The organism is Brevibacterium sanguinis, from assembly GCF_003315415.1.
GTDB classification, from domain to species: Bacteria; Actinomycetota; Actinomycetes; order Actinomycetales; family Brevibacteriaceae; genus Brevibacterium; species Brevibacterium celere_A.
In genome coordinates this window covers 307,993-333,533 of record NZ_QNSB01000003.1, presented here as the reverse complement: position 1 = coordinate 333,533, position 25,541 = coordinate 307,993, and the positions used below count along the sequence as shown (strand labels likewise).

The 25,541-nt window shown below is 68.0% G+C and carries 28 protein-coding genes and 1 tRNA gene; 5 read left to right on the top strand and 24 right to left on the bottom strand.

Annotated elements, in window-relative coordinates; translation table 11 throughout:
* Positions 1–9: 9 nt before the first annotated feature.
* From DFO65_RS05925 to DFO65_RS05915, 3 genes are read left to right on the top strand one after another with little or no spacing between them, the layout of a single operon-like run.
* Complete coding sequence (locus DFO65_RS05925) at positions 10–420, top strand: ImmA/IrrE family metallo-endopeptidase (RefSeq protein WP_113903483.1); 411 nt, start codon at positions 10–12, stop codon at positions 418–420.
* Positions 413–640, top strand: coding sequence for a DUF3263 domain-containing protein (locus DFO65_RS05920; protein WP_113903482.1), 228 nt, complete (start codon positions 413–415; stop codon positions 638–640). Before DFO65_RS05925 ends, DFO65_RS05920 begins: the two co-directional genes overlap by 8 nt.
* Entirely contained in the window at positions 616–1,794 is a 1,179-nt protein-coding gene (locus tag DFO65_RS05915) for a site-specific integrase (RefSeq protein ID WP_113903481.1), read from the top strand. Before DFO65_RS05920 ends, DFO65_RS05915 begins: the two co-directional genes overlap by 25 nt.
* 53 nt (positions 1,795–1,847) lie before the next feature.
* Here DFO65_RS05915 and DFO65_RS05910 read toward each other — a convergent pair.
* The 4 genes from DFO65_RS05910 to DFO65_RS05895 all read right to left on the bottom strand — a co-directional run bounded on the left by DFO65_RS05910 (position 1,848) and on the right by DFO65_RS05895 (position 3,840).
* A tRNA-Arg gene (locus DFO65_RS05910) sits at positions 1,848–1,921 on the bottom strand.
* Positions 1,922–2,024: 103 nt separating this feature from the next.
* Complete coding sequence (locus DFO65_RS05905) at positions 2,025–2,231, bottom strand: hypothetical protein (protein ID WP_113903480.1); 207 nt, start codon at positions 2,229–2,231, stop codon at positions 2,025–2,027.
* A 75-nt stretch (positions 2,232–2,306) separates the two neighbouring features.
* Positions 2,307–2,621 (bottom strand): thiamine-binding protein, encoded by a 315-nt coding sequence (locus tag DFO65_RS05900; RefSeq protein WP_113903479.1) that lies wholly within the window; start codon positions 2,619–2,621, stop codon positions 2,307–2,309.
* Between the two features lie 28 nt (positions 2,622–2,649).
* On the bottom strand, positions 2,650–3,840 hold the full coding sequence (locus tag DFO65_RS05895; RefSeq protein ID WP_113903478.1) for an acetyl-CoA C-acetyltransferase: 1,191 nt from the start codon (positions 3,838–3,840) through the stop codon (positions 2,650–2,652).
* Between the two features lie 300 nt (positions 3,841–4,140).
* Here DFO65_RS05895 and DFO65_RS05890 point away from each other — a divergent pair, with 300 nt between their 5' ends.
* Positions 4,141–5,628 (top strand): coiled-coil domain-containing protein, encoded by a 1,488-nt coding sequence (locus DFO65_RS05890; protein ID WP_113903477.1) that lies wholly within the window; start codon positions 4,141–4,143, stop codon positions 5,626–5,628.
* Positions 5,629–5,765: 137 nt separating this feature from the next.
* Here the strand turns inward: DFO65_RS05890 and DFO65_RS05885 are convergent, their stop codons facing one another.
* Positions 5,766–6,062, bottom strand: a complete 297-nt coding sequence (locus DFO65_RS05885) for a hypothetical protein (RefSeq protein ID WP_245940501.1) — start codon at positions 6,060–6,062, stop codon at positions 5,766–5,768.
* A gap of 30 nt (positions 6,063–6,092) precedes the next feature.
* Here DFO65_RS05885 and nucS point away from each other — a divergent pair, with 30 nt between their 5' ends.
* Positions 6,093–6,788 carry an endonuclease NucS gene (gene nucS / locus DFO65_RS05880; RefSeq protein WP_113903609.1) on the top strand — a complete coding sequence of 232 codons (696 nt, stop codon included), beginning with the start codon at positions 6,093–6,095 and terminating at the stop codon, positions 6,786–6,788.
* Here nucS and murA read toward each other — a convergent pair.
* The 19 genes from murA to DFO65_RS05785 all read right to left on the bottom strand — a co-directional run bounded on the left by murA (position 6,785) and on the right by DFO65_RS05785 (position 25,536).
* Positions 6,785–8,098, bottom strand: a complete 1,314-nt coding sequence (gene murA, locus DFO65_RS05875) for a UDP-N-acetylglucosamine 1-carboxyvinyltransferase (protein ID WP_113903476.1) — start codon at positions 8,096–8,098, stop codon at positions 6,785–6,787. The two genes, nucS and murA, sit on opposite strands and share 4 nt — an antisense overlap.
* Positions 8,098–8,565, bottom strand: coding sequence for a DUF2550 domain-containing protein (locus DFO65_RS05870; RefSeq protein ID WP_113903475.1), 468 nt, complete (start codon positions 8,563–8,565; stop codon positions 8,098–8,100). Before DFO65_RS05870 ends, murA begins: the two co-directional genes overlap by 1 nt.
* 22 nt (positions 8,566–8,587) lie before the next feature.
* Positions 8,588–8,848 carry a F0F1 ATP synthase subunit epsilon gene (locus tag DFO65_RS05865; protein WP_113903474.1) on the bottom strand — a complete coding sequence of 87 codons (261 nt, stop codon included), beginning with the start codon at positions 8,846–8,848 and terminating at the stop codon, positions 8,588–8,590.
* A 3-nt stretch (positions 8,849–8,851) separates the two neighbouring features.
* The gene (gene atpD, locus DFO65_RS05860; RefSeq protein ID WP_113903473.1) at positions 8,852–10,300 is read right to left on the bottom strand and encodes a F0F1 ATP synthase subunit beta; all 1,449 of its coding nucleotides are present in this window, start codon (positions 10,298–10,300) and stop codon (positions 8,852–8,854) included.
* A gap of 27 nt (positions 10,301–10,327) precedes the next feature.
* Positions 10,328–11,263 (bottom strand): F0F1 ATP synthase subunit gamma, encoded by a 936-nt coding sequence (locus DFO65_RS05855; protein WP_113903472.1) that lies wholly within the window; start codon positions 11,261–11,263, stop codon positions 10,328–10,330.
* 31 nt (positions 11,264–11,294) lie between these two features.
* Positions 11,295–12,929 carry a F0F1 ATP synthase subunit alpha gene (atpA, locus tag DFO65_RS05850; RefSeq protein ID WP_113903471.1) on the bottom strand — a complete coding sequence of 545 codons (1,635 nt, stop codon included), beginning with the start codon at positions 12,927–12,929 and terminating at the stop codon, positions 11,295–11,297.
* Between the two features lie 76 nt (positions 12,930–13,005).
* Entirely contained in the window at positions 13,006–13,812 is an 807-nt protein-coding gene (locus DFO65_RS05845; protein ID WP_113903608.1) for a F0F1 ATP synthase subunit delta, read from the bottom strand.
* Complete coding sequence (locus tag DFO65_RS05840; RefSeq protein ID WP_113903470.1) at positions 13,812–14,372, bottom strand: F0F1 ATP synthase subunit B; 561 nt, start codon at positions 14,370–14,372, stop codon at positions 13,812–13,814. Before DFO65_RS05840 ends, DFO65_RS05845 begins: the two co-directional genes overlap by 1 nt.
* 11 nt (positions 14,373–14,383) lie before the next feature.
* Complete coding sequence (gene atpE, locus DFO65_RS05835) at positions 14,384–14,611, bottom strand: F0F1 ATP synthase subunit C (protein WP_096146441.1); 228 nt, start codon at positions 14,609–14,611, stop codon at positions 14,384–14,386.
* Positions 14,612–14,691: 80 nt separating this feature from the next.
* Complete coding sequence (atpB, locus tag DFO65_RS05830) at positions 14,692–15,438, bottom strand: F0F1 ATP synthase subunit A (RefSeq protein WP_113903469.1); 747 nt, start codon at positions 15,436–15,438, stop codon at positions 14,692–14,694.
* Between the two features lie 272 nt (positions 15,439–15,710).
* Positions 15,711–16,172 carry a Cg1360 family ATP-synthase-associated protein gene (locus DFO65_RS05825; protein WP_113903468.1) on the bottom strand — a complete coding sequence of 154 codons (462 nt, stop codon included), beginning with the start codon at positions 16,170–16,172 and terminating at the stop codon, positions 15,711–15,713.
* Positions 16,169–17,278, bottom strand: coding sequence for an MraY family glycosyltransferase (locus DFO65_RS05820; protein WP_113903467.1), 1,110 nt, complete (start codon positions 17,276–17,278; stop codon positions 16,169–16,171). The genes DFO65_RS05825 and DFO65_RS05820 overlap by 4 nt, the downstream gene beginning before the upstream one ends.
* Entirely contained in the window at positions 17,279–17,929 is a 651-nt protein-coding gene (locus tag DFO65_RS05815) for an L-threonylcarbamoyladenylate synthase (RefSeq protein ID WP_113903466.1), read from the bottom strand.
* Between the two features lie 66 nt (positions 17,930–17,995).
* A complete protein-coding gene (prmC, locus tag DFO65_RS05810; RefSeq protein WP_181778632.1) occupies positions 17,996–18,931 on the bottom strand; it encodes a peptide chain release factor N(5)-glutamine methyltransferase in 936 nt (311 codons plus the stop codon).
* Between the two features lies 1 nt (position 18,932).
* A complete protein-coding gene (gene prfA / locus DFO65_RS05805) occupies positions 18,933–20,012 on the bottom strand; it encodes a peptide chain release factor 1 (RefSeq protein WP_113903464.1) in 1,080 nt (359 codons plus the stop codon).
* A gap of 1 nt (position 20,013) precedes the next feature.
* The gene (rho, locus tag DFO65_RS05800; protein ID WP_428844216.1) at positions 20,014–21,933 is read right to left on the bottom strand and encodes a transcription termination factor Rho; all 1,920 of its coding nucleotides are present in this window, start codon (positions 21,931–21,933) and stop codon (positions 20,014–20,016) included.
* Between the two features lie 302 nt (positions 21,934–22,235).
* Positions 22,236–23,138: a homoserine kinase gene (gene thrB / locus DFO65_RS05795; protein ID WP_113903462.1), complete on the bottom strand. Its 903-nt coding sequence runs from the start codon at positions 23,136–23,138 to the stop codon at positions 22,236–22,238.
* A gap of 2 nt (positions 23,139–23,140) precedes the next feature.
* Positions 23,141–24,226, bottom strand: a complete 1,086-nt coding sequence (gene thrC, locus DFO65_RS05790) for a threonine synthase (RefSeq protein WP_113903461.1) — start codon at positions 24,224–24,226, stop codon at positions 23,141–23,143.
* 2 nt (positions 24,227–24,228) lie between these two features.
* Positions 24,229–25,536 carry a homoserine dehydrogenase gene (locus tag DFO65_RS05785; RefSeq protein ID WP_113903460.1) on the bottom strand — a complete coding sequence of 436 codons (1,308 nt, stop codon included), beginning with the start codon at positions 25,534–25,536 and terminating at the stop codon, positions 24,229–24,231.
* Positions 25,537–25,541: the final 5 nt, after the last annotated feature.

Sequence of the window (25,541 nt, the reverse complement as noted above, 5' to 3'; positions counted from 1 at the left end):
GTCCATTGCATGTACCACCCTTGGCATGAGCTACGTGATCTCGGGGACGGCGTTGTCCTGCATTTCACGAGTTTCCCAGACAGCCGCGTCTCCGCGACGAACGGCAGCAACGCCATCTGGATCGACATTGATTTAGACCAGGTTGAGAGACGATGTGCCCTGACCCACGAGCTGGCACATCTCGACCTCGGCCATGCAACCAAGACGACCGACCGCGAAGAACGCGATGCCTGCCGTCTCACCGCGGTTCGCCTCATCGACTGGGACGACCTGGTAGATGCGTACCGGTGGGCGACGTGCATGGACGAATGGGCGGACGAACTGTGGGTGACCCCGGAAGTTTTGCAGGACCGCCTCAGATTCCTCGCACCGATCGAACGTGCCTTGCTCGAGGTGGAGCGGAGGCGCAAACATGAATGAGCTCGAGCGGAAAGTCCTCGACTTCGAGAAGCGGCACCCGAAGTACAACGGCGCGAAGGACGACGCGATCCGCCAAGAGTTCGACATGTCCGCCACCGCCTACTATCAGATACTCAACCAACTACTCGACTCACCGGACGCCCTCGAGGCGGAACCGGCGCTCATCAACCGTTTACGGCGCATCAGGGAGGACCAATGGCGCGCATACCCATCCCCGTAGGAGCGTGGGGGAACATCAGCGTGTCCGGGAAACGGGGAGCGTGGAGAGCGGCCGCACGCATCCGCCTCGCCAACGGCCAAACCGTCCCCCGCTTCCGCACCGGAACCACCAAAGAACAAGCGATCGCCGCACTACGCGACCACCTCAACGAAATGCGGGACCAGATCATCGGCGGTGAAGTGGCCGGTTCAACCACTCTGACGACGTTCGCCGGCGATTGGGTGAAACGGTGGGCGGACGCAGAAACACGACCGCCATCCACGGTGCGCACCTACGAATCCGCAGTGAAATGGATACGCGAAGAGCTTGGGCTGCTGCGGCTCACAGAATGCTCCACAGGCAGGCTCGAGAAAGGTGTGCAGAGGATCGCGCAGAAACACGGTGACGCCACCGCGAGACAAGCACGCATTGTTCTCCGCCACATTTTCGCGGACGCTGTGCGCCTCGACGCCCTCACCGTCAACCCTGCGCTGGGAGTCTCCACCATCCACCAGGAGGCACCAGAGATCCGGCCCATGACCCCCGATGAGGTGGGGAGGCTGCGGGAGGCGGCACGGAAGTGGGAGAGGAAGCCAACCGCCTCGTACCGTCCGTGGCGGCGTGAGATCGCGGACTCGATCGACGTTCTCCTGGGCACGGCCATGAGGACCGCGGAGCTGCTGGGCAATCGTTGGGTGGACCTGAACCTCGACGCCGAGGAACCGACAACTGAGGTGGTGGGGATCGCCACACGGGGCGCGAACGGGGAAGGGATCATCTGGAAACCAGCCCCGAAATCGGAGGCGTCGAAACGCACACTCTACCTTCCGCGGTTCACGGTCGCCGCCTACCGGAGGCAACTCGAGCTGCGGGAGTACCGTGAGGAGTCGGAGGCTGTGTTCCCATCCGAAGCTGGGACGTGGCGCGACCCGTCGTCGTACCGGAAGCATTTCCGGGAGGTGCGGGAAATGGCGGGGCTGGATTGGGTGACCCCGAAAACGATCCGCAAAACTGTGGCGACAGCGGTGGATAGTGCTGAAGGTCTCGACACGGCGTCCCGTCAGCTGGGCCATGCGGACGTGAGGATCACCGCGAAACACTACGTTCAGAAGCTCAATATCGGCCCGAAAGAGGTCACCGGAGTGCTCGACGAATGGTTTCAAAGCGCATCGTAACCGTATTATTCCCGGTCTGCCCGGCTCCGAAGCATGCATCGTGCCTGGTCAAGCACCCCCGGCGGGGCTCGAACCCGCGACCTACCGCTTAGAAGGCGGTTGCTCTATCCGACTGAGCTACGGAGGCTCCAACATCGTAACCGAATCCCCGGACGGAACGTAAAAGCGGCCCGCATCAGCCCACCCGGTCGTTCCGGGCGGGCTGATGCGGGCCGCTCGCGCCGCAGGTGTCAGTACAGCCGCGCGACGCGTTCGAGAGAAGCGCGGATGGTGACGAATGCCAGCGTCACCAATCCGGTCAGCGCGATGATGACCGCTGCGCCTTCGATGGCGAATGCGAAGTCGACCATGACCGGGAAGAACCCGGAGATCATGAATCCGAGCAGGGCGACCATGGTCAGGGCTGTCGCGGTGGTGAAATAGGTGGAACTGTTCATTGTTCGTCTCCTTCTCCCTTAAGAAGAGGATAGACCCGGATGAGACGTACGTCACCATTCACCGGCCGGAAGATCTCAGTCTGTCTCCGCCTCGCCCAGCGCCGATTCCAGGCGGTCGATCTTCGCATCGAGCTCACCCTCGTAGCCGGGACGGATGTCGGCCTTGAGGACGAGCGAGATCCGCGACCCGAACGGCGCCACGGCCTCGGTGGCCCTCTTCACCACGTCGAAGACCTCGTCCCACGACCCTTCGAGCTCGGTGAACATGCTCGTGGTCCGGTTGGGCAGGCCCGACTCCCTGACCACCTTCACGGCGGCGGCAACCGCCTCGTGGACGGAGCCGTCGGGATTGTCGCCGCCGCTGGGGGCGACCGAGAATGCGATGAGCACGGGGAATCCTTCCTGTCGCTGCCTGAGGTCAGTCCCGCTTCGGGACGCTGACGATGAGAGCGTCGCCCTGGCCGCCGCCGCCGCACAGCGCCGCGACGCCCATGCCGCCGCCTCGGCGAACGAGTTCGAGGGCCAGGGTGAGCACGATCCGCGCGCCGGATGCTCCGATCGGATGGCCGAGCGCCACGGCTCCGCCGTTGACGTTGACCTTGTCGATGTCGACCCCGAGGTCCTTGGCGCTGGCGAGGCCGACGGCGGCGAACGCCTCGTTGATCTCGTAGAGGTCGAACGAGTCCGCGGCCACGCCCTCCCGCTCGGCCGCCGCTCGGATCGCCTGCGAGGGCTGACGCTGCAGGGTCGAGTCGGGTCCGGCGGTCCAGGCGTGGGACCGGATCTCGGCGAGGATCGGCGCGCCGAGCTCCTCGGCCTTCTCCCGGGACATGACGACCACGGCACAGGCGCCGTCGGAGATCTGCGAGGCGTTGCCGGCGGTGATCGTGCCGTCCTTGCGGAATGCGGGGCGCAGCTTCGCCATCGACTCCGCCGTCGTCTCCGCGCGCACGCCCTCGTCGACGGCCACGGTGACATCGCCCTTGCGACTCGAGATGGTCACGGGCACGATCTCGTCGTCGAAGGCCCCGGACTCGCGGCCCTGCGCGGCGAGCTGGTGGGAGCGCGCGGCGAAGGCGTCCTGCTCCTCCCGGGTGAACTCGTCGTCACCGGCGTTCGCGGATTCCGTCAGCCCGCCCATCGCCTGATCGGTGAACGCGTCCCAGAGTCCGTCGTAGTCCATGTGGTCCTTGACGACGACATCGCCGTACTTGTAGCCGGACCGGGACTTCTCGAGCAGGTGCGGGGCCAGGCTCATCGACTCCTGACCGCCGGCGACGACGATGTCGTACTCCCCCGCCCGCACGAGCTGGGCGGCCTGGGTGATCGCATTGATCCCCGACAGGCACAGCTTGTTGGTCGTCGTCGCGGGCACGCGCATGGGGATCCCGGCCTCGACGGCCGCCTGCCTCGCGGGACCCTGACCGAGTCCGGCCTGGAGGACCTGGCCCATGATGACGTACTCGACGTCCTCGCCGCTGATCCCCGCGCGGTCCAGCGCACCCGCGATCGCCTTCGCGCCCAGCTGCACCGCGGTCAGCGATGACAGGGAGCCCTGCAGCCGCCCGAAGGGGGTGCGAGCACCGGCGACTATCACTGCATCAGTCATTGAGATTCCTCCTGAGGGATTCCGGCGCCGTCGGCGGTGGCTCAGCGGCCTGTCCCCGCCGGGGCGGACCCGGTCGAGCGTGTGTTGTCCCCAAGCCTAGTCCAGCAGCCTGTGTCCCCGATCACTGGGGAGCGGCGCGGACCGTCACCGGCGGTGGCGAGGACCGTCGCCGCCGGCGGCACGACCGACGTGTCGAGGGCGTCCGTGCACCGGTCCTGACACACAACACTCATACTGTGTCCGCTAAAGTGGAGGGCGGACAGCGATCGATTTCCCATCACACGACAGGAGTCCCCTTCAGTGACGCCCACCGAAGAATTCCGCACAGCGATGCGCGGTTACGAGAAGAGTGAAGTTGATGCTCGGCTGCAGCAGCTGCGCACCGAGATCGAATCCGTTCGTAAGGCACTGTCGGATGCGCGCAGCCAGGTCATCAACGCCGACCGCGCGAAGCTCCAGATCGCCGGTGAGCTGTCGGAGGCCAAGGCACAGCTGAAGAAGCTCGCCAACGACAACGCCGAAGCGGCAGGCCCTCCCGGCAGCCGCATCGACCACCTGCTCAAGATCGCCGAGTCCCAGGCCCGGGAGACCCTGGCCCAGGCGAACTCGGATGCGGAGACGATCCGCAACAAGGCCCGCGCCGAGGCGGCGTCGGCTCGCGCCCGCATGCACACCGAGAGCAACGACACCCTCAACAGCGCGCGCTCGGAAGCCGATGCCATCATCAGCTCGGCCGAGCTGCGTGCCGAGGAGGCGATCAAGGCCGCGGAGAATCGTGCTGCCGAACTGAAGGCGACAGCCGAGCGCGAGGCCAATCAGGCCCGAGAGGCCAGCGCCGCGGCGACCAAGGAGGCTCGTGAGAGCCTCGAGCACGAACTCGCGGAGCTGCGCGCGACGGCCGAGAAGGAGGTCGCGGACCTGCGCGCCGAGGCGAAGGCCGAGGCGGAGGAGACCATCGCCGCCGCCCGGGCCCAGGCCGATGAGCTGCTCGCCGCCGCGAAGGCCCGTGACGAGGCCTCGCGCAAGGCGGCCAATGAGCTCGAGGTCGAACTGGCCGACAAGCGCCAGAAGGCCGAGGCCGACCGCAAGAAGCGCTACGAGGAGGCCCTCGCCGAGAACAGGAAGCTCATCGAGGAGGCCCAGGCCCGTGCGGCGAAGGCCGATGCCGAGGCCAAGGAGGCCGCGGAGCGGGCCGAGAAGACCCGCGAGGACGCGGTGAAGAAGGCCGACGAGATCATCGCCGACGGCAAGTCCCGGGCGCAGACCCTCATCGGCGAGGCACGGGCGACCGCCGAGGCGACGATCGAGGAGTCCGCCGCCGAGGCCAAGCGCAACATCCAGTCCGCGCAGGCCCAGGTGGATCTGCTCACGAAGCAGCGCAAGACCATCACGGCTCAGCTCGACCAGCTGCGGTCCCTGTTCGCGATGCCCGGTGTCATGGGCGGCGACCAGGTCGATCCGGCCAAGGCCGAGGCAGCCTCGCACAACACGGAGCAGATCGCCGACGGCGAGCAGCTCAAGGAGCTCCTCGCCGAGGCGACCGAGGCGACCGAGGCAGACGGGTCCGACGAGGCCGAAGATGCGACGGCGCAGCAGGATGCGCCCGCCGCCGCGAAGGACGGTCAGGAGAAGGACGGTCAGGTCGAGCAGTCGGCCGAGGAGGAGCCGAGCGGAGACTCCCTGCCCAACGGGGCGACCGACGCCGACACCATCGCGATCGACGCTCAGGTCTCGGGGGCGAAGAACCCGGTCCCCAAGGCCACGCCCTCGAAGAACTCCCTGCGCTGATCAGCGCCGGCCGCCCCGTGCGGCCATGAACGTCGACGTGCACTCCGTGCGGTTCCGCACGGAGTGCACGTCTCATTCACGCGCTCATGCTCACCTGGCACCACCCGCGCGTGCCCGGTGCTCTTCCGTCGCCCGCCTCAGCGGAAGCGCTCGAAGCAGCGGGAGTGCCAGTGCCGCCGTGAATCCACGCCGACCTCGATCCCGAATGCCGCCGTCTCCCGCCATGCGACCACATGGGGCTGGCCGGAGGGCACCTCCCTGCCGCAGCCGGGGCAGACGTAGACCTTGCCGGTCGCAGTGCCGGCGACCCTCTGCACCGACCACTGACCGTCGGGCAGGTCGTGGGTTCTCCGGAGTCCTCCGAGGGACTCGGAGATGTCCCGGGGATCCTGCTGCCATTTGTTTCTGCGACGCGAGGAGGATGATCGTGGCATAACGCGATTCTCTCACGTAGGGTGTTGTCCGTGCGTCTCGTCATTGCCAAGTGCTCCGTGGACTATGCCGGTCGACTGACCGCCCACCTGCCCCTCGCCGACCGTCTCATCATGCTCAAGGCTGACGGCTCCATCCTCATCCACTCGGACGGAGGCTCCTACAAGCCGCTCAACTGGATGACTCCCCCGTGCTCGATCCGCATCGACGCGGCCGACGCCGAGCAGCAGGAGGCGGGGCTGAGCGAGATCTGGACGGTGACGCAGGTGAAGACGGGCGACCGTCTCGTCATCTCCATCGCCGAGGTGCATTCGGACACCCAGCATGAGCTCGGGATCGATCCCGGCCTCGTCAAGGACGGCGTCGAAGCCCATCTGCAGGAGCTGCTCGCCGAGCACATCGAGACCCTCGGAACCGGTTACAGCCTCGTCCGCCGTGAGTACATGACCGCCATCGGCCCGGTCGACATCCTCGCCAAGGATCCCGCTCAGCAGTCGGTCGCGGTCGAGATCAAACGCCGCGGCGACATCGACGGCGTCGAGCAGCTGACCAGGTACCTCGAGCTGATGAACCGCGATCCCCTGCTCACCCCTGTCCAGGGCGTCTTCGCCGCCCAGGAGATCAAGCCCCAGGCGCGCACCCTGGCCGAGGACCGCGGCATCCGCTGCGTCGTCCTCGACTACGACGCCCTGCGCGGCATGGACGACCCCGACTCGAGGCTGTTCTAGCCGAAGGTCAGGCCCTCCGCCCTCGACACCTGCTCGATCGGCGCGCCGAGGTTCCGGAGATTCGCGACGAAGTTCTCGTAGCCGCGTTCGATGTGGTCGATCCCCGACACCTCGGTGACGCCGTTCGCTCGCAGTCCGGCAAGGACGAGGCCCGCGCCCGCGCGGATGTCGGAGGCCTCCACCTCGGCGCCGGAGAGCTCCTCCACCCCGGTGACGAGGGCATGGTTGCCGTCGATGCTCACCTTCGCGCCGAGGCGGGCGACCTCCTGGACGAAGCGCCAGCGGGCCTCGAAGAGGTTCTCCGAGAGCAGCCCGACGCCGTCGGCGATGGCGTTGAGACCGATGACGAAGGGCTGCAGATCGGTGGGGAACCCGGGGAAGGGCATCGTCGCGACGCGGATCGGCTGCGGACGGCGGGCCCCGATGACCCGAAAGCCCCTGCCCGTCGTGCCGTCGGACAGGGGGATCTCGCCGAGGTCGTCGACCGTCGCGCCGGAATCGCGGAGTTTGATCGCGACGTTGGGCAGCAGCTCGAGTCCCACTCCCCTGATGGTCACGTCTCCCCCGCTCAGCGCCGAGCCGAAGGCGTAGGTGCCGGCGACGATCCGGTCGCCCACGGTGCGGTGGGTGACGGGGCTCAGCCGCTCGACGCCGGTGACGGTGATGAGGCCGGTCCCGATGCCGGTGATGTCGGCGCCCATCTCGACGAGCATCGTGCAGATGTCGACGATCTCGGGCTCCTTGGCCGCGTTCGAGATCACGGTCCGGCCCCGGGCGAGCGTCGCGGCCATGACGAGGTTCTCGGTGGCCCCGACCGAGGGGAAGTCGAGGGCGATCTCGGTCCCGTGCAGTCCGTCGGCGGCGGTGGCGACGAAGTAGCCATGCTCGAGGTGCACGGTCGCGCCGAGGGCCTCGAGGCCGGCCTGGTGCATGTCGAGTCCCCGGGAGCCGATCGCGTCGCCGCCGGGCAGCGCCACCTGGGCGGCCCGCATCCGAGCGGTCAGGGGTCCGAGGACGGAGATGGAGGCGCGCATCGCGCGCACGAGTTCGTAGTCGGCCTGGATGCCCACCTCGGCGGGAACATCGATGGACACGACGCCGCCTTCGGGATCGTAGTCGACGGTGCATCCGAGGCGGCTGAGGAGTTCGACCATGATCCGCACGTCGAGGATCGCGGGGACGTTGGTGATCGTCGTCCGGCCCACGGCCAGGAGGCTCGCGGCCATGAGCTTGAGGACGCTGTTCTTGGCCCCGCGGACGTCGACGTCGCCGCGCAGCGAGGCGGGGCCGATGAGCCGGTAGACCTCCATCAGGTGAACCGTCCCATCGTCGGGTTGTATCCGGGAGGCGAGGACTCGAGCCACGAGGCCATCGTCGACAGCGACTCCGTGTCCATGGCCAGGGAGACCGAGCGCGGACGGCCGTCGGCCTTCCCGTACGAGCAGTCCACCACGACCGCGTCGGGGAGCACGGAGTACTGCTCTCCCGACGTCGGCTTGCGGCGGACGAGGATGTCGAGATCGGCGCGCGGCAGTCGCAGAGCCGCGCGCCGAGTCAGGGCGAACACCGGGTACCAGTCCAGTGAGGTGACGGAGAAGACCGCCACGCCCAAACGCCAACGTGGGCGGGAAGCGGATTCCTCGCCCACGTTGATCGAGCAGTCAAAGGCACCGGACAACTTCGAGATGGACCTGCGCCGGATCGTCACCACGACGATGAGCGCAAGTGCCAGCCCCACCAACGAGAGCAGAATGATCAGCAGGACAGAAGGGTTCACGGTTGCCAGTGTAGCCTCATGATCAGAGAAGTTCGGCCTGATCAGCGGCAATGATGACGCGATTGTTCTCCACCGAGAGGAACCCACCGTCGGCCTTCACCCGGATGGTCTCCTCGGCGGTGGTGAGAATGCGCGTCTCGCCCTCGGCCATGACTCCCAGCACGGGCTCGTGCCCGGCGAGGATACCGATGTCCCCGTCCAGGGTCCGGGCGGTGACGCGCTTGGCCTCACCGGCCCAGACCTCATGGTCGGCGGCGACGACGTTCACTTCGAGAACCGCCATGGCTTACTTCTGCATCTCTTCGTAGTTGCGCAGCACATCGTCGAGACCGCCGACGTTGAAGAACGCCTGCTCGGGGATGTGGTCGACCTCGCCGGAGCAGATCTTCGCGAAGCCCTCGATCGTGTCGGCCAGCGGCACGGTCGAACCGGGCACCTGCGTGAACTTCTCGGCGGTGTAGGTGTTCTGCGAGAGGAACTGCTCGATGCGGCGCGCCCGGTGGACGACCAGCTTGTCCTCTTCGGAGAGCTCGTCGACGCCGAGGATGGCGATGATGTCCTGCAGCTCCTTGTTCTTCTGCAGGATCGCCTTGACCTCGTTGGCCACGCGGTAGTGCTCCTCGCCCACGATCAGCGGATCGAGGATGCGCGAGGACGAGGCCAGCGGGTCGATCGCCGGGTAGAGACCGCGCGAGGCGATGTCGCGGCTGAGCTCGGTCGTGGCGTCGAGGTGGGCGAAGGTCGTCGCCGGGGCCGGGTCGGTGTAGTCGTCGGCGGGGACGTAGATCGCCTGCATCGACGTGATCGAGTTGCCTCGCGTCGAGGTGATCCGCTCCTGGAGCAGACCCATCTCGTCGGCCAGGTTGGGCTGGTAGCCCACGGCCGAGGGCATGCGACCGAGCAGGGTCGAGACCTCGGAACCGGCCTGGGTGAAGCGGAAGATGTTGTCGATGAAGAGCAGCACGTCCTGGTTCTGCACATCGCGGAAGTACTCCGCCATGGTCAGTGCCGACAGCGCCACACGCAGACGGGTGCCCGGCGGCTCGTCCATCTGGCCGAAGACCAGGGCCGTGTCCTTGAACACGCCGGCCTCGTCCATCTCCATGATGAGGTCGTTGCCCTCACGGGTGCGCTCACCCACGCCGGCGAACACGGAGGTTCCCGAGTGGTTGTGCGCGATGCGGAAGATCATCTCCTGGATGAGAACGGTCTTGCCCACACCGGCGCCGCCGAAGAGGCCGATCTTCCCGCCCTTGACGTACGGGGTGAGGAGGTCGATGCTCTTGATGCCCACTTCGAGCATCTCGGTCTTCGACTCGAGTTCGTCGAAGGCGGGAGCCGGACGGTGGATCGGCCAGCGCTCGGTGATCTCCAGCTGCTCGCCGTCGGCGAGGTTGAGGCAGTCACCGGTCGTGTTCCACACGTGGTGCTTGGTCACGTCGCCGACGGGCACCGTGATCGGCGCACCGGTGTCGACGACCTCCTGTCCGCGGACGAGACCGTCGGTCGGCTGCAGGGACACGGCACGCACGATGCCGTTGCCCAGGTGCAGTCCGACCTCGAAGGTGAGCTTGCGGACGCCCTCGGAGAGTTCGACCTCGGTGGTCAGTGCATTGTAGATCTCGGGCACGGAGTCGAGCGGGAACTCGATGTCGACGACCGGGCCGATGACTCGCGAAATCCGACCGAGGCCTGCGGCCTGCGTCGGGGAGTTTTCCGTAACTGTGGCAGTCATGGTCTCTTTCTTCTCTGCTCTCGCCGGTCAGTCGCCGGCTGACGATGCCGCAAGGGCATCCGCCCCACCGACGATCTCGGTGAGTTCCTGGGTGATTTCTGCCTGGCGGGCCGTGTTGGCCAACCGGGTGTACGTCTTGATGAGATCGTCCGCGTTGTCGGTCGCGGTCTTCATCGCCGCCTGGCGCGAAGCCTGCTCGGACGCCGAGGCGCTGAGCAGTGCCGACAGGATCCGCGAGTCGATGTACCGGGGCAGCAGTGCGTCCAGCACGGCCTCAGCACTCGGCTCGAACTCGTAGAGCGGGAACGCGGGAGCACCGGACTTCGGAGCCGGCTCGCCCGATCCGCTGCCGGATTCCTCGGCGTCCACGACCGCCAGCGGCAGCAGCCTGCGGTACTCGGGGTCGTGGGTGACGCTCGAGACGAACTTCGTGAAGACGATGTAGATCTCATCGACTCCCCCGGCATCCGAATCGGTCGTGAAGCGCTCCAGCAGAGCCTCGCCGATCTCCCGGGCCTTCTCGGCCGTCGGGGTCTCGGAGAACCCGGTCCAGGACTTCTCGATCGCCCGGTCGCGGAAGGTGTAGTAGCTCTCGGCCTTCCCGCCGACCGTGAACAGGGCGACGTCCTTGCCCTCGCCGCGCAGGAGGCGAATGAGCTGCTCGGCCTCGCGCAGCAGATTCGCGGCATAGGCACCCGCGAACCCCCGGTCCGGACCGATCACCAGCACCGCGGCGCGCGTGATCGTCTCCGGTTCGGTCGTGAGCACGTGGTCGACGTTCGATTCGCTCGCCACCGCCGAGACCGCGCGGGTCAGGGCGGTGGAGTACGGGCTGGCGGCCTGGGTCCGGGCCACGGCCTTCTGGATCCGCGAAGCAGCGATGAGCTCCATCGCCTTGAAGATCTTCCTCAAGGACTGTGTTGAGCGGATCTTCTGTTTGAAGACCCTCTGCTGGGCTCCCATCAGTTCTTCCTTTCGCTGTTACGGATCAGAGTCAACGCTTCTGCCGAACGATCTGCTCCTGCTCGACCTCATCCGCCGACGCCGCCGCGGTGTCCTCGCTGCCGGGCTTGGTGCCGTCGGACTCGGAGGCGACGAAGTTGTCGCGGAACTCCCCCAGCACCTTCTTCAGCTCTTCGGCGGTGTCGTCGTCGAGCTTCTTGGTCTCCCGGATGGTGGTGAGGATGCCGGTCTTGCGCTCGAGGTGGTCGTGCAGCTCCGATTCGAACCTGAGGACCTCGGAGACGGGAACCTCATCGAGGTAGCCGTTGGTGCCGGCGAAGATCGACACGGTCTGACGCTCGAACGGCATCGGGCTGAACTGGGTCTGCTTGAGCAGCTCGGTCAGACGGGCGCCGCGGGCGAGGTCGCGCTTCGTCGCCTCGTCGAGGTCCGAGGCGAACATCGCGAACGCCTCGAGGGACCGGTACTGGGCCAGCGAGATCTTCAGCGTGCCCGAGACGCCCTTGAGCGCCTTGGTCTGGGCGGCGCCTCCGACTCGGGACACGGACACGCCGACGTCGACAGCGGGGCGCTGACCGGCGTTGAAGAGGTCCGACTGGAGGAAGATCTGCCCGTCGGTGATCGAGATGACGTTGGTCGGGATGAACGCGCCGACGTCGTTGGCCTTGGTCTCGATGATCGGCAGACCGGTCATCGAACCGCCGCCGAGCTCGTCGGAGAGCTTCGCACAGCGCTCGAGGAGACGCGAGTGGAGGTAGAAGACGTCACCCGGGTAGGCTTCACGGCCCGGCGGACGACGCAGCAGCAGCGACACCGCACGGTAGGCCTCGGCCTGCTTCGAGAGATCGTCGAAGACGATGAGGACGTGCTTGCCCTCGTACATCCAGTGCTGACCGATCGCCGAACCGGAGTAGGGGGCGAGGTACTTGTAGCCGGCCGGATCGGACGCCGGCGAGGAGACGATCGTCGTGTACTCCAGAGCGCCCGCCTCTTCGAGCGAACGACGGACACCGGCGATGGTCGAGCCCTTCTGGCCGATGGCGACGTAGATGCAGCGCACCTGCTTCGTCGGGTCACCGGTCGCCCAGTTGTCCTTCTGATTGATGATCGTGTCGATCGCGAGAGCGGTCTTGCCGGTCTTGCGGTCGCCGATGATGAGCTGACGCTGTCCACGCCCCACGGGGATCATGGCGTCGATGCTCTTGTAGCCGGTCTGCAGCGGTTCGCGCACTTCCTGGCGGTCCATGACGCCGGCGGCCTGCAGCTCGAGCTCACGGCGTCCCACGGTCTCGATGTCGCCGAGGCCGTCGACGGGACGGCCGAGGGGATCGACCACGCGGCCGAGGTATCCGTCACCGACGGGGATCGAGAGGACCTCGCCCGTGCGGTAGACATTCTGCTCCTCGGCGATGCCGGAGAATTCGCCCAGCACGATCACGCCGATCTCGCGCTCGTCGAGGTTCTGCGCCAGGCCCAGTGTGCCGTCCTCGAAACGGAGGAGCTCATTGGCCATCGTGCCCGGGAGGCCCGATACGTGGGCAATTCCGTCACCTGCGGTGACGACCTTGCCGACCTCGGTCTTCACCGAGGACTCGGGGTTGTACGATTCGACGAACTTCCCCAGTGCGTCCCGGATCTCCTCCGGGCGAATTGTCAGTTCCGCCATCTGGTTTCCCTGCTTCCTTTTACTCAGAACTTGTGTCCGGCGACCGATGGGCCGCCTGTTGACTGCGAACCGACGCTCAGCGGGTGAGCCTGCGGTGTACTTCTGCGAGACGATCGGCGACCGTCGCGTTCATCACCTCATCGCCGACCTGCACCCGAGCGCCGCCGATGACGGTGGGATCGATCTGGACGTTGAGGACGAGCTCGCGACCGTAGGCCTTCGCCAGAGCGGCTTGGAGCCTCTCGGTCTGGGACTCGCTCAGTGGAGCGGCGACCGTGACCTCGGCGACCGAGCGCTGCTGACGTGCGGCGAGCACGTCGCTGTACTGATCGAGGGCGATTGCCACGCGCAGTCCGCGCGGGTGCACGGCAGCCTGCTCGATCAGGGTGATGGTGGCCCGATGGGCCTTGCCGTCCAGCAGGTTCGCAATCAGTTCGCGCTTGGTCTCGGCGCCGGCGTCCGAGTCGAGGGCGCGAGCGAGATCGTGGTCGCTCTCGAGCAGACGGGCGAAGCGGAAGACCTCTTCCTCCACCTGGCCGAGGCGACCCTCTGCCTGAGCATGAGCCGCGATCGCCGTGACACCGGCGACCTCGATGCTCGTGACCAAGTCCTGGGTCCGGGCCCAGCGCAGGCCGACGGCCTTCTCGGCCAGGCGCAGAACGGCGTCCGTGGTGCGAGTCGAGAACAGAGTCCGCAGCAGCTGCTGCTTCTTCTCGGCGGACTCCGAGGAGTCGGCCAAGATCTTGCGCAGCGCCACGTTCTCGGCGAGAACCGCGACCACGGCCAGCACGCCCTCGCCGAACTCGCGGGCGTCGCCGCGCGAGATCTCGGAGTTGGCGGTCTCGAGAACGGTCTGCAGGGACAGTCTGCTCGACTGGAGCATCACGCCCCCTTGACCGGCGCGGCGGTGGACTGGGACTCGAGATCCGAGATGAAGCGGTCGACCACATTGGCCGCACGCTGGTCATCGGACAGCGATTCGCCGACGATGCGCGACGCGAGGTCCGTGGCGAGCGTGCCCACCTCGGAGCGCAGCGAGACCATGGCGGCCTGTCGTTCCGCCTCGATCTGCGACTGCGCCGAGGCGATGATCCGATCGGCCTCGGCGTGAGCCTGGGCCTTCATGTCGGCGATGATCTGTGCGCCTTCTTCTTGAGCCTCGGCGCGCAGTCGTGCGGCTTCCGCACGACCGTCGGCGAGCTGCTTCTGATACTCGGCCAGAGCCGCATCGGCTTCGGCCTGCACCTTCTCGGCCTTCTCGATCCCACCCTGAATGCGCTCGGCGCGTTCGTCGAGGGTCTTGTTGAAGGCCGGGAGGACGTACTTCCAGACGACCAGGAAGACGATCGCAAGACAGACGGCACTCCAGACGATGTCATACAGCGCGGGGACCAGCGGGTTCCCGCCGCCCTCGGTCGCTGCGAGGATTTGCACCGGAGTCATGTCTTAATGCCTCACTGAGTAAGGAAGAACGGGGTGGCGATACCGATGAGGGCCAGGGCCTCGATCAGAGCGATACCGAGGAACATGTTTCCGCGCAGTGCGCCGGCCATCTCGGGCTGACGAGCGGTTCCCTCGATGGTCTTGCCGATGACGATACCGACACCGATACCCGGGCCGATCGCGGCGAGGCCGTAACCGACGGTGCTGATACTACCGGTGACTTCAGCGAGCATATCCATAGGATGCTTTCCTTTCATATGGCAGCCGGGTGGTTGGCCCGGCCTGTGCAGCCCGCAGGCTGCAGATCTGGGGTGTGAACTCAGTGGTCGTCCGAGATCGCCGCGTTGATGTACACGCAGGACAGGAGGGCGAAGATGTAGGCCTGCAGGACGACGACCAGCATCTCGAGCAGGAAGACGAAGAACCCGCCGGCGAATGTGAGGATCGAGAAGAACTGGAACCCGTTCGCCGCGTCGAAGAGGAAGAAGCTCGTGGCCGAGAAGCAGAGGACGAGAAGGAGGTGGCCGACCATCATGTTGGCGAAGAGTCGGATCGCCAGGGTGAACGGCTGGGTGACGAACTTCGTGATGAACTCGATCGGGATGAGCAGGATGTGCATCGCCGGCGGAACGCCGGGGAGGATGAGGGAATCCTTGAGGTAGCGGCCCAGGCCCTTCTCCGCGATGCCCGCCCAGTGGTACGTCACGTAGACGACGAGGGTGAGGACGATCGGCAGGCCGATGACTCCGGTGCCGGGCATGTTGAGGAACGGGATCAGCTTGGTGACGTTCCAGAACAGGATGCCGAAGAAGATCGCCACGATGAGCGGCATGAACTTCTTGGCCTTCTCCTTGCCCATGGTGTCCTCGGCGATGCCGACGGTGACGAATTCCATGGCGAGCTCCATGGCCGACTGGAAGCGGCTGGGGATGAGCTTCATCCGGCTCGCCCACACGCCGAGGAGCACGACCACTGCGACGGTGGCGAGGATGCGGATGAGCATCACTCGGTTCATCTCGAAAGGAGTGCCTTCGAAGAGGAACGCCGCAGGGAAGAATTCAGCCATCGACGGGGCGTGGAAGCCGCTGTCTGCGGCTTGGATCAAAGTGTTCGCGGCGTTGAGTGTACCCACGTTTGTATTACTCTCCCATGGTCAGGGGCCTTGAGGCCTGGCCGAAGCCAGGCAGTCATTGCGTGGCTTGTGGTTCAGGAGCGACATGGAGCGACGACCGGCTCCAGCACCTCGTCTACTCTACCAACTGTAGAGAGTAACCGACAAATCCATCAGTTCTCGCTGACAAGAGGCTGTCAGCCGCGTCGGAGCGCGGCGTCCGGCCGTCATCTCGCCTCGGGATCGACGTAGGGGACGCGGCCCCTGACCACGGTCAGCGCCTCGACCAGCGAGCTGCCGATGACGGCCGCGACGATCGTGAAGAAAGCGACGGTCCCGTCGAGCCAGGCCGCATCCCGCAGCCGCCAGATGACGATCATGAAGATGAAGGCCTTGAACAGGAAGCCGATCCCGAGGAACCCGGCGATCGTCGTCAGGCCGAGGTTGCGGCCGAGGTACATGACGATGAGGGTGATGAGGATGAACACCGCCGCCAGTCCCCCGCCGACGGCCCCACCGAGGAGGCCGGGGATGCCCGACACGAGGCACCCGACCCCCATCCCCAGGAGCGCGACGGCGAGGACGAGGAGCGAGCCGCGGATGAGCAGGGCCTTCCACACCCGGGTCCATGCCGCCTCGACGGCGGTCTCCTGTCGATGCGGTCTCGGCTGGCCGGGGTCTGCGGTCACGAGATCTCCTCTCTGGCTCTCTGGCGTGCTCTCAGCGGGTAGAAGGTGAAGACGAGGGTGATGGCGAACAGTCCGCCGATGATGATGAGGACCGAGAGCCACGGCAGGAGCAGGAGCATCACGGAGCCGAAGGCGATGAGCGCGGTCCACGTGTAGAGGATGAGCACGGCCCGGGCGTGCGAGTGGCCCAGCCGCAGCATCCGGTGGTGGAGGTGCTTGGCGTCGGCCGAGAACGGCGACTGCCCGGCCAGCAGCCGGCGCACGACGGCCAGTCCGAGGTCGAGCAGCGGCAGGAACATCACGGCGACGGGCAGGATGATGGGCAGGTAGGTCGCGAAGACCCGGTCGGGGCCGATGAGCGCGGGGTCGACCTGGCCGGTGACCCGGATGGTCGAGGCCGCGAGCAGCAGTCCGATGAGCATCGACCCGGAGTCACCCATGAAGATCCGGGCGGGATTGAAGTTGTGGGGCAGGAATCCGAGGCACGCTCCGACGAGGATCGCGATGATGAGCGAGGCGAGGTTGGCGTACGAGTCCGGTGAGGCGTCACGAGCCAGCCAGTAGGAGTAGATGAAGAAGGCGCTGCCGCCGATCGCGACGACGCCGGCGGCGAGACCGTCGAGCCCGTCGACGAAGTTGACCGCGTTGATCGTCACGAGGACGACGAGGATGGTGATGATGATCGACATCCGCGGGGAGCCGATGATCACTCCCCCGAAGGGGATCGACAGCAGGGCGACGCCGTTGATCGCCATGAAGCCCGCGGCCAGCGCCTGCCCGGCCAGCTTCGTGATCCAGTGGAGGTCCCAGATGTCGTCGATGACCCCGAGCAGGCACAGGAGGAGCGCCGCGCCGGCGACCCCGATGATCGGGCCCATGTCGACGAAGATCCGCTGGAGGAACGGGGTCTGGGAGGCGAACACGAGGCCCACGGCCACTCCACCGAACATCGCCACTCCGCCCAGCCTCGGCGTGGGGACGGAGTGCACATCCCTCTCCCGCAGAGGAGAGAAGATGTGCCCGCGCTCGGCGACCCGGCGCACCATCGGGGTGAGCAGGTAGGCGACGAGCGCGGAGACGATGAGGATGAAGAGGTAGGCGCGCACTCAGCCGGCCTGATCCGTCAGCTCGCCGATGACCTCGCGCAGCTCCTCGGCGTCGATGGGACCGCGCCGGACGATCCGCGGCACGTCACCGCTGAGATCGACGATCGTCGAGGCGAGCCCCGAGGTGCGCTCACCGCCGTCGAGGTAGATGTCGACGGAGTCCCCGAGCATCGCCTCGGCCTCGTCGACGGTCGTCGCCGCCGGCGCTCCGGTGGTGTTGGCGCTCGAGACGGCCAGGGGCCCGGTCCGCGACAGCAGCGCCAGCGCCGCCTCGTCGTCGGGCATCCGCACGGCCACGGTCCCATGGGTCTCCCCGAGGTCCCAGTCGAGGGAGGGCTGCGCGTTCGCGATGATCGTCAGCGGTCCCGGCCAGAAGCGGCCGGTGAGGGCGAGCATCCGCTCGTCGACGCCGTCGACGAGACCGAAGACCGTCTCGGCACGCGGCACGAGCACCGGGGGCGGCATGTCCCGGCCCCGGCCCTTGGCCGCCAGCAGCGCGGCCACCGCCGAGGCGCTGAAGGCGTCGGCGGCGATCCCGTAGACCGTGTCGGTGGGGATGACGAGCAGGTTGCCCGCCTCGGCGACCCGGGCGCATTCGTCGAGGACCAGATCCCGGATATCGGTGTGAGTGACGTCGAATCGTCTGGACACGAACTCCCCGTTTCGAATCTCGTTCGGCAGTGGTCGAAGGACCGAGCTCGCGCTCGGGACCGGCTCTCAGCGATCGTCGCCGGTGCGACGGGCGACGGTGAAGCGGTCGCGTCCAGTGTAGTCCTGCGCGGTCCGCGCGCCTCTCAGGCTGGCCGTGGCGGCGATGAGCTCGCGCACGCCGGCCCCCTGCTCCTCGCCGTGCTCCATGAGGAGGAGGCCCCCGGGGCGCAGGAGCTTCTCGGCCTGGTCGATGATGAGCGCGGGGATCTCGAGGCCCCCGGCTCCCCCGTAGAGCGCGGCGGCGGGATCGTGGTCGGCGACCTCGGGCTCGCGCGGGCGGGCGTCGTCGGGCACGTAGGGCGGATTGGTCACGACCACGTCGGCGCTCGAGCGCAGATCGGGACGGTCGCCGACCACCGCGGTCGCGTCGCCGCGGACGAAGTCGACCGTCGAGGCGCCGACCGCGACGCGCTCCCGGTTCCGCAGCGACCACTCGAGGGCCGCCGGTTCACGTTCGATGCCGAGGACGCGCACGCGGGGGTGTTCGTGGGCCACCGACAGCGCGATCGCCCCCGATCCCGAGCACAGGTCGATGACGAAGGGGGCGCTGTCACCGTCACGATCGAGCCGCTCGTCGAGCCGCTCGAGTTCGGCGAGCAGCTCGGTGACGAGGAGCTCGGTCTCCGGGCGAGGCACGAAGACGCCGGGGCCGACGAGGAGGTCGAGGCGGCGGAACGCCGCGGAACCGGTCAGGTGCTGGAGCGGGACCCGCGTCCCGCGGCGGGCGATGAGCTCGGCGAAGTCGGTGAGCACGGCGGCCGGCACCGCCTCGGCGAACAGGCGCCTGCGGGACAGCTCGCGGACCTCGATGCCCCAGGCGTGGGCGAGCAGCGCCGAGGCGTCGGTCTCGGGGCTCGCGACTCCCCCCTTGGCGAGGATCCCGGCCGCCGCCCGCAGGGCCTGCGGGACGTCGGCGGCCGACAGCGCGGGAACGTGATCCATCTCAGTCCCCGAGGGCATCGAGCCGGGCCGCCTTGTCGGCGTCGCGGCAGGAGGCGATGACGGGGTCGAGGTCGCCGGCGAGCACCTGGTCGAGGTTGTAGGCCTTGTAGCCCGTGCGATGGTCGGTGATCCGGTTCTCCGGGAAGTTGTACGTCCGGATCCGCTCCGAGCGGTCGACGGTGCGGACCTGGGAGCGCCGGATGTCGGCGGCTTCGGCAGCGGCCTCCTCGGCCTGCTTGGCCAGGATCCGGGCCCGCAGCATCCGCATCGCGGCTTCCTTGTTCTGCAGCTGGGACTTCTCGTTCTGGCAGCTCGCCGTGATCCCCGTCGGCAGATGGGTGATGCGCACTGCCGAGTCCGTCGTGTTCACCGACTGCCCGCCGGGGCCCGACGACCGGTAGACGTCGATGCGCAGCTCGCTGTCGTCGAGGTGGATCTCCTCGGGCTCGTCGACCTCGGGGAAGACGAGGACGCCCGCGGCCGAGGTGTGGATGCGCCCCTGGGACTCGGTCACCGGGACCCGCTGGACCCGGTGGACTCCCCCTTCGAACTTCAGCCACCCGTAGGCGCCGGTGTCCCTGGCCTTGACGGCGACGGTGACGTCCTTGTATCCACCGAGGTCGGAGTGCGTGGCGTCGAGGATCTGCGCCGACCAGCCGCGGGAGTCGATCCAGCGCTGGTACATCCGCAGCAGGTCGCCGGCGAACAGCGCCGACTCGTCCCCACCTTCGCCGGCCTTGATCTCGATGATCGCGTCGCGCGCGTCATCGGGATCGCTGGGCACGAGCAGGTCCCCGAGCTCCGCCGCGACGTCCGCGTGCTCGGCACGCAGACGGGCGACCTCCTCGGCGAAGTCGGGGTCCTCCGCGGCGAACTCCTGGGCCGCGGCGAGGTCCTCGCCGATCTGCTCGTACCGGCGCGCGGCCGCCGCCACCTTCTCCAGTTCGGAGTAGCGTCGGCTCAGCTTCTTGGCCCGGCCGGCATCCGCATGCACGGCCGGGTCCGAGAGCTCCTCCTGGAGGCGTGCGTGCTCATCGAGCAGCACGCCGAGGCTGGCGCGCAGGGTGTCGTCGTCGCTCATCTCACTCGTCGGTCGAGGACTTCGGCAGCGGCGTCGTCTTCTGCACCTGCATGAGGAACTCGGCGTTCGAGCCGGTCTCCTTGAGCTTGGACATGAGGAGCTCGACGGCCTGCTGCTGCTCGAGGCCCGAGAGGAGGCGACGCAGCTTCCACATCACCTTGGTCTCCTCCGGCGTCATGAGCATCTCCTCACGACGGGTGCTCGACGCGTTGACGTCGATGGCCGGGAAGATGCGCTTGTCGGCGAGGTGGCGGCTCAGGCGCAGCTCCATGTTGCCGGTGCCCTTGAACTCCTCGAAGATGACCTCGTCCATCTTCGACCCGGTCTCGACGAGGGCGGTGGCGAGGATCGTCAGCGAGCCGCCGCCCTCGATGTTGCGGGCGGCGCCGAAGAACTTCTTCGGCGGGTAGAGGGCGTTCGCGTCGACACCGCCGGAGAGGATCCGGCCCGAGGCCGGCTGCGCGATGTTGTAGGCGCGGGCCAGTCGGGTGATGTTGTCGAGGAGGACGACGACGTTCGACCCCATCTCGACGAGGCGCTTGGCGCGCTCGATCGCGAGTTCGGCGATCGTCGTGTGGTCGTCGGCGGGACGGTCGAAGGTCGAGGCGATGACCTCGCCCTGCACCGCGCGCTGCATGTCCGTGACCTCTTCGGGCCGTTCGTCGACGAGGACGACCATGAGGTGGACATCGGGATTGTTCGCGGTGATCGCATTGGCGACCTGCTGCATGATCGTCGTCTTGCCGGCCTTCGGGGGCGCGACGATGAGTCCGCGCTGGCCCTTGCCGATCGGGGTGACGAGGTCGATGAGCCGCGTCGAGGTGATCTTCGCGTTCGTCTCCAGGCGCAGGCGCTCCTGGGGGTAGAGCGGGGTGAGCTTCGAGAACTCGACGCGGCCCTTCGCGTCGTCGACGGTCAGTCCGTTGACGGAGTCGAGGCGGACGAGGGCGTCGAACTTCTCCCGCTTGCCGCCGCGGTCGTTCTCGCGCTGCTGGCGGATGGCGCCGGCGACGGCGTCGCCCTTGCGCAGGCCGTTCTTGCGCACCATCGAGGCCGAGACGTAGACGTCGTTGGGTCCGGGCAGGTAGCCCGAGGTGCGGAGGAAAGCGTAGTTGTCGTGGACGTCGAGGATGCCGCCGACGGGGATGAGCACGTCATCGCTGCGGATCTCGGGCTCGTCGCCTCCGCGCCCGCGGCGCTTGCGGTCCCGACCGCGTCCGCGGCGGTTGCCGCGCTCGTCGTCGTCGTTGCCGCGACCCCGGCGATCGTTGTCGTCGTTTCCGCGGCCGCGGCGATCGTTGTCGTCGTTGCCGCGTCCGCGGCGGCCGTTGCCATTGCGCTCGTCGCGGTCGCCGCCGCGCTCGTCGTCGCCCTGGCGGCTGCGGCGATCGTTGCCGCGGCGGTCGCCTGCGCTGTCGTCGTCGTCGCGGTCGCGGCGATCGGCCTGGCGTTCGGTGTCCTCGCCCTGACGACTGCGGCGGCCGTTGCCGCGGTCGTCGCGCTCCTCGCCGGAGTCGTCGCCGGACTCGGCGCCCTCGGTGCGCGAGCCGCCCCGACGGGTGCGGCTGCGGCGGGAGCGCTGGCCCTCGCCGGTCTGGGTCGTCTCGGAGCCGCTCGCCTCGGAGGACTCGGTCGATTCCTCGGCGGGTGCGGTCTCGGTGGCCTGATCGGCGCCGTTGCGGCGGTTTCGACGCTTGGGCGCGGTCGCCTCGGCGGGAGCGGAGCTCTCGGTCGACGTCGCGGTCTCGGACGGGGCAGCGGTCTGGGCGGCGGGAGCGGCGGTCTCCGCAGCGGGAGCGGGAGCCTGGGAAGGGGTGCTCGGGGCGCTCTGCGCGCCGGAGCCCTGGGAGTTCTTGATGGCGTCGATCAGTTCGCTTTTGCGAAGGCGACGGTACCCCTTGATTCCCAGACCCGCTGCCATCTCCTGCAGTTGGGGAAGACGCAGTGCGGTCAGGCTGCCTGTGCGTGGTGCGGAATCTTGAGTAGTGGTTTCAGACACGAAGGTCTTTCTCCCTCATTCGGCCGTGCGGCAAGAGCCGTAGTACTCACGGCGACGGAAACACCCTGGCGGTGCATTGTGAAAGATCACCTGCTGAAGAATGAGCAGGAGGCGTTCCAGGGAATGTGACACTCGATCGAGCTTGCATCTGAAAGGCGCTCAATCCGTTCACGATCGGAACACGATCAGTTTACTCTCTTGGTGCCGCTGACGCGAATTCGCGCTCATCGGCTCCGTGCGATGCGGTATCCTGCGAGGTCAACAGAGGTGCGGATGAGAGACGTCGACGCCGGTGCGAAGGACGGGTCGACGGAATCGGAGAGGACGAGGACGGTCGGCCCGGCACCGGAGATCACGGCGGGATGCCCGGCGGCGCGGAGCCGGTCGACGAGGTCCATCGATTCGGGATACGCCTCCCGGCGGAACTCCTGGTGGAGGAGATCGGCCGTCGCATCCATGAGCACCGCGGCGTCGGAGGTGAAGCCGTGGACGAGCAGTCCCGTCCGGGCGGAGTTCTCCGCGGCGATCTCGTGCTCGACGGAGGCCGGCATGAGCGATCGGGCGATCGCGGTGTCGAGCCGGGACTCGGGGACGATCACGGTGACGTCGGTGACCGTGTGCACGGGGATGCGCCAAGCGCGGGCCGGGGCCGACAGCGCGATCGTCAGCCCGCCGAAGATCGCCGGCGCCGCATTGTCGGGATGTCCCTCGAGGTCGGTGGCGAGTTCGAGGACGCGCTCGCGCGGGAGCCCGGCGGCCCCGCAGTGCTCGGCGACGGCACCGGCCAGGGCGACGCCGGCCACGACCGCCGCCGCGGAGGAGCCGAGACCCCGCGAGTGGGGGATCCGGTTGACGCACTCGAGGCGCAGCCGCTCGGCGAGGCCGGTCACCGCGGCGCCGTACTCGGCGGCGAGGACATCGCAGAGGACGCGCATGACGAGGTGGGAGCGGTCCCGGGGCAGGGACTCGGCGCTCTCACCCGTCACGCTCACGCAGTCGGCCGGGTCGACCTCGTCGTCGTGGATCGTCACGGTCAGGGTGTCGCACAGGCCCAGGGCGATGCCGAACGAGTCGTAGCCGGGGCCGAGGTTCGCCGAGGTGGCGGGCACCTCGATGGTCAGTGACACGCTCAAGCCTCGAGCCCCAGTGCCCGTGCGGCGCTGACCGCATCGACGGGGACCCGGATCGGCTCGATGGCCGAACCGTCCTCGGTGTGCAGGGCCCAGGCGGGGTCCTTGAGCCCGTGTCCGGTGACGGTGACGGCGATCGTCGCCCCGGCCGGGACCCTGCCGGCGGCCGACATCTTGAGCAGACCGGCCACCGAGGCGGCGGACCCGGGTTCGACGAAGATCCCCTCCTGCCGCGAGAGGACCTTGTGCGCGGCGAGGATCTCCTCGTCCGTGACCGAGTCGATGAGGCCCCCGGAGGAGTCCCGGGCCTCGATGGCCTGGTCCCAGCTGGCGGGCTTGCCGATCCGGATCGCCGTGGCGATGGTGTCGGGTTCGTCGACGGGGTGGCCGAGCACGAGCGGGGCGGCGCCGGCGGCCTGGAACCCCCACATCCGCGGCAGGCGGCTGGCGTGGCCGAGCTCGTGGTACTGCCGGTAGCCCTTCCAGTACGCGGTGATGTTGCCGGCGTTGCCGACGGGCAGGACATGGATGTCCGGGGCGTCGCCGAGGACGTCGACGACCTCGAAGGAGGCCGTCTTCTGTCCCTCGATGCGGTCGGCGTTCACCGAGTTGACGAGGTGGACGGGATAGGACTCGGAGAGCTTCCGGCACAGGGTCAGGCAGTCGTCGAAGTTGCCGTCGACCTCGAGCAGGGTCGCGCCGTGGGCGACGGCCTGGCTCATCTTCCCCGGGGCGATCTTCCCAGCGGGGACGAGGACGGCGCAGGTCAGCCCGGCCTTCGTCGCGTAGGCCGCGGCCGAGGCCGAGGTGTTGCCCGTCGAGGCGCAGATGACGGCCTTGGCGCCGGCCGCGGCGGCCTTCGTCATCGCCATCGTCATCCCCCGGTCCTTGAATGACCCGGTGGGGTTGAGGCCCTCGTACTTCACCCACACGGCGGCGCCGGTGAGCTCGCTGAGACGTTCAGCCCGGATCAGGGGGGTCCCGCCCTCCCCCAACGTCACGGCGGGGGTGGAGTCCGCGACGTCGAGCAGACCGCGGTACTCGTCGACGACGCCCTGCCACTGCTTCCTCGGGAATGCGCTCATCGTCACTGTCCTTCCACGCGGATCACGGAGCTCACGGCACGCACGACGTCGAGGTCGCCGAGGCGCTCGACCGTGCGGGCGAGAGCCGCCTCGGTGTTCGAATGGGTCGCGAGCACGAGCTTCGCGTGCTGCATCTCGTCCTCGTCGACCTCGCCGACGGTCTGGCGCATGAGCTCGATCGACGCGCCCTCGTCGGCGAAGACCTCGGAGACGGCCGCGAGGACGCCGGGGCGGTCGACGACGTCGAGGGTGATGTGATAGCGGGTCGTGATCGCCGAGATCGGGAGGATCCGCGAGTCCTCGTGGAAGGGACGCTCGTACTGACCGCGGCCGCCGAGCACGCGGCGGCGCGCGACGGAGACGACGTCTCCGAGCACGGCCGAGGCGGTCGGGGCGCCTCCGGCTCCCTGACCGTAGAACATCAGCTCACCGGCGGCCTCGGCCTCGATGAAGACGGCGTTGAACGCGCCGCGGACGGAGGCCAGGGGGTGGGACCGGCGCAGCAGCGCCGGGTACACGCGGGCGGAGAGGCCGGGACCGGCCGGGGACTCGGCGACGCGCTCGCACACGGCGAGGAGCTTGATGACGAAGCCCTGGTCCTTCGCGGTGGCGACCATCTCCGCGGAGATGCCCTCGATGCCCTCGACGTGGACGTCGTCGCTCGAGACGGGGGCGTGGAAGGCCAGTGAGGACAGGATCGCGGCCTTGGCGGCGGCGTCATGGCCGCCGACGTCGGCCGTCGGGTCCGCCTCGGCGTAGCCGAGCTCCTGGGCGGTCGACAGGGCGCGGTCGAAGTCCCAGCCCTCCGAGTCCATCTGGTCGAGGATGTAGTTGGTCGTGCCGTTGACGATGCCCATGATGCGGTCGATCCGGTCGCCGGCGAGAGAGTCGCCGACGGGGCGGATGATCGGGATCGCCCCGGCCACGGCCGCCTCGTGCTCGAGCCTCACGCTCGCGCGGTCGGCGGCGGACATGAGCTCGCCGTAGTGCGCGGCCAGCAGCGCCTTGTTCGCGGTGACCACGGACGAGCCCTGGTCGAGGGCCGCGGTGATCAGCGTCTTGGCGGGCTCGATGCCGCCCATGAGCTCGATGACGATGTCGGCGTCGGCGATCGCGGTCTCGGCGTCGGTCGTGAGCAGGCTCTCGTCGATCCCCGGCCGCGCCTTCGCGAGGTCACGGACGACGACGGCGCTGAGCTCGAGGGGGGCGCCGATCCTCTCGGCCAGGGCCTCGGATCGGTCGACGATGCGTGCCGCGACCTCCGTGCCGACGACTCCGCAGCCGAGCATCGCAACTCTCAGTGGCTTCATTTCCC